The following is an 8859-nucleotide window of genomic DNA, read 5'->3' as shown; positions in this document are numbered from 1 at the left end:
GGCGAAGAATCCTTCTGTCTCAATCAGTTGTGGGTTGTTCAGGGCCGACTAAATACATTTCATTGTGAATTCGGCAGATTGTTCTGTACCTCTCGAACTAAGCTTTCGGCCCGGTTCTTCGAAAGCCTAGACAATGGTGTTCATCAATCTAGCTGGAGGATCCTATCAGCGGCTGCTTTCCCTTTGTATAACGTATGTATTTTGTATCTGTGCTTGATGCCCTCTGAACTGCCGGCAGTTCAGCACAAGGTCACCCTTCGAGGTGGAGAGTGCCTAAAGTAGATCTAAGCTCCGACAGATCCGTTTCAGGAGAATGTCATGCCTTCCAGCGAGCGATCATGCCAAGCGGATAACCCGGACTGTAGGGGCAAAAAGAAGCCGCATGTGTGACCTGCTCAGTAGCACGGCCCTGTATGCACAATAGCCTTGTACAGGGCCGTGCTTTGCATCGTAGAAACGCTAAACGGGAACACATAGTTCTCCCGATCTCCAAACATGAAACGGGACCAAGAGATCACGCAGGGAAATCGTGAGTTTTGCTCGCCGCTTCATTAGTTATTAGAAAGGAGAACGGTGGATGCTGCCGTCATTCCAGCGGAGTCATGTACGGGGGAAGCTTCGATTCGGGTGAATGCGTGCGCGATATATTGAGATTGATCTTTAGTGCAGAAGACGTGTCAGGCATTATGCAGGCCGACTTCTGCTCCACCTTCCGGCCTGACTACTGCTACACTGACAGCCGCGGTCAAACTAACTGTGTCGCGGTTACGCCACTCGAGGATCGAACGTTGTGTACAGAGGCATGGATTCCGGCGGCGAAGGACGATAATGCTGGCACAGGGTTTTCGGTCTCTTCCCGCAGTTCGTCCCAGACGAGCCTCATTTTTCCCGGGACAGCGTCGTCAAGGAGCTTGAACCGTGCCCCATGAGCTGACCCGCCTTGTCACCGGAGTGGACGGTCTGGATGTGGTGCTGCGCGGCGGCCTCGTGGCGGGCTCATCCTACATCATCCAGGGCCCACCCGGCGCCGGCAAGACCATCCTGTCGAACCAGATCGCCTTCCATCATGCGTCCTCCGGACAGCACGTCCTCTACGTGACGCTGCTCGCCGAGTCGCACGAGCGGCTGTTCGAGAACCTCTCGACCCTGGCGTTTTTCGATGCTGGCCGGCTTGGCAATGGCATCGACTATATCAGTGCTTTCACGACCTTGCGCGATGAGGGTCTCACCGCCGTGGTCAAGCTGCTGCGCCGGGAGATTGCCCGCAAAAAGTCGACTCTGCTCATCCTCGACGGGCTTCTCAATGCCCGCGAGAAGGCCGAGAGCAACCTGGATGTGAAGACCTTCATCGCCGAGTTGCAGGGGCATGCCGCCTTTGCCGGCTGCACCGTGCTCTTTCTCACCAGCGCTCAAGTCGAGGAGACCAGCCCCGAGCACACGATGGTCGACGGCGTGATCCAGCTCAAGGAGGAGGTGGTGGGTGTCCGCTCGGCGCGCCGACTTCAGGTGCGCAAGTCCCGGGGCGTAAAGGCCGTGCACGGCTATCACCAGTTCGAGATCCTGGATCGGGGCGTGGTGATCTACCCGCGGCTTGAGGCCGTCCTCGGGCAGCCGTCCAGGCAGGACTGCCCCACCACGACCCGGACCGGCTCAGGCATCGCCGATCTGGACGCGATGATCGGCGGCGGGCTGCAACTGGGCTCCAGCACGCTGGTTCTCGGTCCGTCGGGTACCGGAAAGACCACCCTGGGGCTGCACTTTCTGGCGCACTCCACCCCTGAGGAGCTGGGGCTGCACTTTGGCTTCTACGAGACGCCGGAGCGTCTGAAGCTCAAGGCCCGGGCCATCGGGCTTGACCTCGATCCACTACTCGCCTCCGGAGCCCTGGAGATCCTGTGGCAGCCCTCGACCGAGAACCTACTCGATGGGCTTGCCTACAAGCTCCTCGACGCCGTGGACCGCCGTGGTGTGAAGCGCCTGTTCATCGACGGCTTTGGCGCCTTTGACCGAGCTGCCATTTATCCGCTGCGGCTGGTAGAGTTCTTCTCCGCGCTCACGAACGAGTTGCGGGCCCTGAGTGTCACGACTATTGGCACCTGGGAGTTGGCTGACCTGTTCAGCCGCCAAATCCAGGCGCCGACACCTGAGGTCTCCAGTGTCATCGACAACCTGATTGCCCTGCGCTTCGTCGATCAACACGCGCAGCTCCGCCGTCTGATCTCGATCATGAAGGTACGCGACAGTGCCTTCGACCCCTCGTTTCGGGAGTTCGCAATCAGCGATCAGGGCGTCACCCTCCCCCAATCCTTCGCAGGATCGGAGCAGGTGCTGACTGGCACCGCCCGGCCCAATGATAAGGCCCGCTCATGAGATGGCACGTTGTCTGAGCGGGAGAAGAGCCAAGGCATGACCACCATCCTCGTAGTCGATGACGAATTTCTCATTGCAGACCTTCTCGTCGATGCTTTGGAGGAGGAAGGCTTTCGGGTGGTCACCGCGTCGAATGGTCGGAAGGCCCTGGAGGTACTGCACAAGGAGGCGCCGGCGCTGGTGTTGACGGACTTCATGATGCCGCTGATGAATGGACTGGAACTGGCCCAGGCCATCAAGGCCAACCCGGATCGGTCCAAAATCCCGATCATCCTCGTGAGCGGGGCACAAGGGGCAATTGCCCGCAATCACCCAGACCTGTTTGTGGCCGTGTACGACAAGCCATTCCGTGTCGAGAAAGTCGTTGCCGCAGTGATAGAGATCGTTGGCACCCCGCCGCAGACATGATGTCCGGCCCTGCATGCGAGCGGTCCTTGAGGCCCGCAGGGCGCTATCGGTTGTGAGGCATGTCAGCTTGAGGTTGGACAAGGTATCGCCCGCCCTCCCAATTCGCGCCGTTTTGTCCTAGGCAGACGGGCAGCACTAACTATCCGGAAAAGCCCCTATGGAGCTGTCATCATCCAGCTTCAGAGTGTTCAATAGATCACATTGCAGGATGCACATCTCGGTCATCATACCAGCAGCATGTCAACTCCTGCGAAGGATCTTAGCGGGTCGCTGCCTCGACCAACTGCGCGATCCATTCCTCCAAAGTGAGTCCATTCTGCTGTGCTCGTGCCATGGCAACTTGGGCGATATTCGGAGGGAGGGGGACATTGTAGATAACATCCTCTACGGTGTTCGGCGTCAGGACAAGCCTCGTCACCATCTGCGAGAACTGCATAACACGTTCGGTCTTTTGGACATCAGACAGAACCGAATTATCAGCAACTGCAGGACAGTAGAATGCTATCAAGTGATTGACCGTGTCAGTACGCGACACGCCGTGCGTCCGCAAAAGGTCAATTGCAGAATTTAGTTTGCTGGGTTCCTCCAGCAGCGGACCTTTCGGGACCAGAAGATCGATTTCAGCAGCAAGGGGCGGCGTGTCGAGATCGCTCAGCCGCGGGCATTCGAAGCCTGCCGCCGTCACAGGATCGGCATACAGATTAATCGTGGCAGCGGCTGCAAGAGTGAAGAAAATCAGATTCTTCATCGATTTAAATCCCTATCCGAACTGAGTCAGGATCCAAGCGACTGTTTAGTGAGCACCATTGCCGATGCGTTCAGCCAAAAGTACCATGAACACCGCTGTCGAGTGATCTCAGGCCTGAAGGCCAACCTCGATGTGGACTGCAGCAGGATACGAGGCGAGCCAATCACGAGAGTTAACCTAGCTCAGGCGGCCAATCTTGGATAATAACATCCACATTGACTAAGTAGGTCGCCATAAGACTTGCAACGCGAGAGCCTCGGGTGTTTGCTGGGGCGCATGCAACACCATGATCACTCTCCCGAGACGTGGCTCGATGAGGCGGATCGCAAGCGGCTTACTGCCGCGCTTGCCGGCGCCCGCGAGGCCCGTGTGTATCGCCGCCTCGAGGCGCTGCTGCTGGTCGCCGAGGGGTATCCCGTAGCCGAGGCAGCCCGCCGCTGCCGGGTCAACCGCTCCAGTGTGCATCGCTGGCTCGTCCAGTACCGGGCCGAGCATGAGACCACGGCACTGATCGACCGGCCGCGCAGCGGGCGTCCGCGCCTGCATCGCCCGCTGACGCCGCAGCGCCTGGCCGCTGCCCTGGCACGCGATCCCCGCCGCTGCGGCTACCAGGCCACGAGCTGGACCGTGCCGCTGCTGGCCCACGACCTGGCCGCCAAGGGCCTCGCCGTCAGCCCGCGGACGCTGCGGCGGCGGCTGCACGAGGCGGGCTATCGCTGGAAGCGGCCCCGCTATGTCTATGTCGCGCGCGCGGCGCATCTGCCGCAGAAAAAGGGGGGATCACCCGACGCCTGAAGGCGGGCTGGCACAGGGGCGATCGACTGCTGTGTCTCGACTGGACCCTGCTGCGGTTGTTTCCGCCGCTGCGGGCCACCTGGGCGCTGAAGGGCACGCAGGCCCTCGTGCCGATCACCGGGCGCAATGCCAAGCGGGTGCTGTTTGGAGCCATCGACCTGCGCAGCGCGCGCCGGGTGGTGCTGATCCGCACCCGCGCCGGTCAGGCTGACGCTCAGGCGTTCCTGCGCACGCTGCGGCGCCGCTACCGGGGCGCCGGCTGGCTCTGGCTGCTGACGGACCGGGCCAGCGCCCACACCGCCCCGCAGACCCAAGCCCTGGCCGCCCGGCTGCGCATCCGGTTCGTGTGGTTGCCCCGGCAGACGCCCGAACTGAGCCCGATGGATCAGCTCTGGCGCGAGCTCAAGCGGCTGATTGCGGCCAATCGGCAGGCCGCGTCCATCGATGCTCTGGCCGCCGAGGCCGCTGAGTGGGTTCTGAGGCTGACGCCGCAACAAGCGTTCCGCAAGGCCGGCATGCTGTCCAAACGCTTCTGGCTCAGAACGCTGTTGCAGAACTTTTGGCGACCTACTTAGAACAAGCGTCGAGACACCAACTCCGCGACGGCACATCCTAGAGCGGGAGGGACCAGTCCGGAGATAGAGTCCGCCGTCGCCGGTTCAGCGATGCAGCAGGTGAACCGAATGGAGTGAGATTTCGACCAAGCAGCAGGGGCGGCGCACATAGTTCCGTTGGTGTGCCTCATGAACTTGCTGTTCGGATTGGTATCTCGACGCCTCAAGGAACGTAGAGGTGGCTTTCCTTCCCAAATGGTCGCATGGTGTCCAGATCACGCCAGTTTTCTACGTAATTTACGGTGAGCCATTGTTACGGTGAGCCGATCGGCATCATGTCTCCAACAATCAAATGAGAGATTTGACAATCATCGTATAACGCAAAGATTAGACTAAGTTATCTCGCAAGACACGATACGGCGCAGGCATGCGTTGAGCATCGCGGTGCCGCGATTGGTGCATCGTATTCACTCTATCATACCAGTGCCGTAACAAACGTACGCTCGATGTTGTATATGCCCGGTTCAAATGTGGCGAAGGTCAGTGCTTCTTGCAAAAATGGCATGGGAGCGGGGTTGTCGCGCATTGCATCGTAGTCGCTGATGCTGCGCCACCGAGAGTACATCGCAACCTTTGTGCCGTCGACACTCCGGTGCAGTGTCGCGGACAGAAAGCCAGGAGCCCGATCGACAATTCCATCAGTGGCTTTTGTCAAAAGGGATACAAGGCGGTCTTGATCCGCGGCACTCACAGTAAATATGTTGATTAGAACAACTCCTTGCTCGGTTTCACTCATTATCCGGCCTCCAGGGCAGTACTACGGGGACCTCCAAAGGAGTCTTCAGGCTAGAAGGAATTGTCTGTGTTTAGGCGTCGCGCAGTATCGATTGGCTTGTAGCCGGGTTACCCGTTTAGCGGGAAAGCCGTGCGAATATGCCTTGCCAGCAGAGACGCCTATCCTCCACCAGCGACATGCGCGGCATGTACGGGAGCGTATCGGCCGCCAACAATCCGCTCTGGCGAGAAGATAGAACCAATATAGGCGATTTCGTCCTGGCTTAGGCCAACATTCGTTGCTGCGAGGTTTTGCTCCACATAGGCGATACGCTTGGTCCCAGGGATTGGTACGATGTCGAATGGCTGAGCTAGAAGCCAAGCGAGAGCGAGTTGCCCTGGACGGCACCCTTTGCTTTCGGCGAGGACCTTGAGTGCTTCCACCGGCATGAGATTCTTAGCGAGGTTTTCCGGTGCAAAGCGGGGATTGGAAGCACGGAAGTCGCCGGCCGCGAAGGTCGCGCCGTGATGAACGGCGCCGGTTAGCGAGGAACGGCCGAGTGGACTGAACGGGACAAAGGTGATCCCGAGCTGGCGGCAGGTCGGAAGGATCTCCGGCTCAACACTGCGTTCCCACAGCGAGTATTCCGATTGAAGCGCCGTCAGTGGGTGTACTCGATGGGCCCGGCGCAACTGGTCCGCGGATGCCTCGCTTAGGCCAATTGCTCGTACTTTGCCTTGCTCGATGAGCCGCGCCATTGCGCCGATTGTCTCTTCAACGGGAACTTTTGGATCAATCCGGTGACAATAATACAGATCGATTACGTCGGTACGTAACCGGAGCAAGCTTGCTTCGCAGGCCGCGATAACATACTCCGGCCGACCGTCGATCACGACGTCCTTTCCGTCCTCGCTCAAGCGGGCCGAAAACTTCGTGGCGAGAACCACCTCATCGCGTCGGCCGACGAGTGCCTGACCGATGAGTTGCTCATTGTGGCCGAAGCCCCGGATCTGAGCGCCTAGGTTGACGTCAGCGGCTCCATAGATGTCTGACGTATCCAGAAAATCGACGCCAAGATCCAATGCCGCCTGTAGCGTCGCGACGGACTGGCCGTCATCTGCTGGGCCGTAGAACTGCGACATTCCCATGCAGCCGAGGCCGATCGGCCGAACAGTCAAGTCCGAGTGCCCAAGGCGCACCCGCGCAGCACCCTCTATGTCTTGTAGCAATCCATCGTCTCTACCACTCATTTTCATCTCCGAAGTTGTGAGCCAGCGCAATAGTGCTTCAGCGCGAGTCCGCGCTGAAGACGTGGCGACGCCGTCCGGCACGGTCGCAATGTGTTGCCGGGCTGAACCGCCAGATTACAGTTGATCCTCAATATCCGACCCTTGGCTAAGCGAAGATAGAACGTTTGCGGCGCTCCAAGCGGCCGGGAAACCGGCGTACGGAGCGGTCTGTACGATCGCCTCCTCAAGCTCCGCTCGGCTGAGGCCATTGGTCAAGCCGACTTGGAGGTGTTTTTCTAGCTCAGATGTCTGCCGTAGAGCGATCAGGACTCCGATTGTAACGAGGCTTCGCTGCTTTCTGTCGAGCCTGTCTCGCGCCCAGATTTTCCCGAACACAAAGTCAAGCGAGAGCTCCGCGATGATGGCTTCCGCCCCAGCTGTTTGAGATAGGCACTCCATTCGTTGTGCGTTGTCCTCGCCGCGTAATTCGGCATAGATCCGTGAACCCTCATTCGCTACCGTCTTCATGCTGCCACCGTTCCTAGCAAAGCCTTCGGCTCAAGATATGACTGCAGCCCGAAGACGCCGTACTCGCGGCCAATTCCGGATTGTTTGAACCCGCCGAACGGGACATCCGGGTGATGTGGAGCGCCATTGATAGCGATCCGTCCGGCCTCCAACTGATTCGCGACGGCAGCTGCCCGCGCCGGATCGGCGGAAAGGACATAGGCATGGAGGCCATAAGTTGTGTCGTTTGCGATCTTTATGGCTTCTGCTTCATCCTTGTAAGTGAGGACGCAGAGGACAGGCCCGAAGATCTCTTCACGAGCAATCACCATGTCGTTGGTGACATCAGCAAATACGGTCGGTCGTACTGTGTAGCCTGAGCTTCCGTCTGGATGGCCCTCGCCTCCGGCTACCAACGTCGCACCCTCTTCTATGCCTTTCCTGATATAGCGCTGCACACGCTCGTATTGCGTCTGGCTCACCATCGGTCCAATGGCCGTTGTCGGATCCCGTGGGTCACCAGATTTCAGCTCGTCAATGACTCCCTTGATAGCCGTAATGGCTTCCTCTCGCCGAGCCTCGGGAATGAGGATGCGCGTACCGTTGATGCAGGCCTGGCCACTGTTGCCCAACCCAACCTGCACGGCAATCGGGATAGCCTTAGAAAGATCCGCGTCATCCAGAATGATTGTTGGCGACTTGCCTCCGAGCTCCAGCGTAACACGCTTGATAGTGCTCGCTGCCTCACGCAGAATGGTCTTCCCAACCGCCGTTGAGCCAGTGAAAGATATCTTCGCCACATCCGGGCTTGCTGTAAATTCAGCACCTACGACGTTGCCGCGGCCGTTGACGACATTATACAGGCCTGGTGGCGCACTGACTTCGTGGAGTGCTTCCAGGAGGACCTGAGTCTGGGTGGCACTCATCTCACTAGGTTTGATTACCGCAGTACATCCGGCGGCCAAAGCGTACGCAAGTTTCGTGCAGATAAAGCCGGCGTTGCTGTTCCATGGGGTGATCAAACCAACCACGCCAAGGGGCTGCATGATCACGTCGGCATTTCCGATCCTTTGGGTGAGATCATAGCTCTGTAGTGCGCGGGCAGCATCCAGGAAGCTGTTTGCGGCATGGCCTGCCATCCAGTCAGCACGAGAAACCGGCGCGCCATACTCAACGATGATAGCCTCCAGCAACTGGTCTTTTCTGGCCAGGACAGCATCGTGCATGCGCTTAAGAAGTGAAACCCGCTCCTCTTTCGACGATCTCGACCAGGCAGGAAAGGCCATTTTCGCGGCAGCTATGGCGTCGCGCGCGTCTTCCTCGTTGCCTAGGCGGACGCGACCGATCACGGCCCCGGTAAAAGGGTTATGCAAATCAAAGAGTTCCGTTCCGTGCGGAACAACGAAACGGCCATCTATTACTACTGTGTCATAAACTGACGGGTCGGGGTATAGTCGGAGGTGCCATCATACG

Annotated in this window: 9 protein-coding genes; 4 read left to right on the top strand and 5 right to left on the bottom strand. The window is 58.9% G+C overall.

From position 1 onward, the window contains the following. Positions 1 to 918: 918 nt before the first annotated feature. Positions 919 to 2370, top strand: coding sequence for an ATPase domain-containing protein (locus OC446_RS27830; RefSeq protein ID WP_262032193.1), 1452 nt, complete (start codon positions 919 to 921; stop codon positions 2368 to 2370). Between the two features lie 36 nt (positions 2371 to 2406). Next, on the top strand, positions 2407 to 2778 hold the full coding sequence (locus tag OC446_RS27825) for a response regulator (RefSeq protein WP_262032192.1): 372 nt from the start codon (positions 2407 to 2409) through the stop codon (positions 2776 to 2778). Between the two features lie 259 nt (positions 2779 to 3037). Here OC446_RS27825 and OC446_RS27820 read toward each other — a convergent pair whose 3' ends face one another. After that, entirely contained in the window at positions 3038 to 3526 is a 489-nt protein-coding gene (locus OC446_RS27820; protein ID WP_262032191.1) for a hypothetical protein, read from the bottom strand. 276 nt (positions 3527 to 3802) lie between these two features. Between OC446_RS27820 and OC446_RS27815 the strand changes: the two genes are divergently transcribed. After that, positions 3803 to 4321: a helix-turn-helix domain-containing protein gene (locus OC446_RS27815; RefSeq protein ID WP_262032190.1), complete on the top strand. Its 519-nt coding sequence runs from the start codon at positions 3803 to 3805 to the stop codon at positions 4319 to 4321. Further along, positions 4243 to 4896, top strand: coding sequence for a transposase (locus tag OC446_RS27810; protein WP_315986553.1), 654 nt, complete (start codon positions 4243 to 4245; stop codon positions 4894 to 4896). The genes OC446_RS27815 and OC446_RS27810 overlap by 79 nt, the downstream gene beginning before the upstream one ends. 454 nt (positions 4897 to 5350) lie before the next feature. On the opposite strand, the gene OC446_RS27805 is transcribed toward OC446_RS27810, so the two are convergent. The 4 genes from OC446_RS27805 to OC446_RS27790 all read right to left on the bottom strand — a co-directional run bounded on the left by OC446_RS27805 (position 5351) and on the right by OC446_RS27790 (position 8804). Next, on the bottom strand, positions 5351 to 5671 hold the full coding sequence (locus OC446_RS27805; RefSeq protein WP_262032189.1) for an antibiotic biosynthesis monooxygenase family protein: 321 nt from the start codon (positions 5669 to 5671) through the stop codon (positions 5351 to 5353). Positions 5672 to 5829: 158 nt separating this feature from the next. Beyond that, complete coding sequence (locus OC446_RS27800; protein WP_262032188.1) at positions 5830 to 6900, bottom strand: aldo/keto reductase; 1071 nt, start codon at positions 6898 to 6900, stop codon at positions 5830 to 5832. A 114-nt stretch (positions 6901 to 7014) separates the two neighbouring features. Beyond that, positions 7015 to 7407: a carboxymuconolactone decarboxylase family protein gene (locus OC446_RS27795; protein ID WP_262032187.1), complete on the bottom strand. Its 393-nt coding sequence runs from the start codon at positions 7405 to 7407 to the stop codon at positions 7015 to 7017. After that, a complete protein-coding gene (locus OC446_RS27790) occupies positions 7404 to 8804 on the bottom strand; it encodes an aldehyde dehydrogenase family protein (RefSeq protein WP_262032194.1) in 1401 nt (466 codons plus the stop codon). Before OC446_RS27790 ends, OC446_RS27795 begins: the two co-directional genes overlap by 4 nt. Positions 8805 to 8859 lie beyond the last annotated feature (55 nt).

This window comes from Microvirga sp. Mcv34, from assembly GCF_024519725.1.
In the GTDB taxonomy this organism is placed as follows: Bacteria; Pseudomonadota; Alphaproteobacteria; order Rhizobiales; family Beijerinckiaceae; genus Microvirga.
The sequence above is the reverse complement of the archived record's forward strand: the minus strand, read 5'-3'. Positions and strand labels throughout refer to the sequence as shown.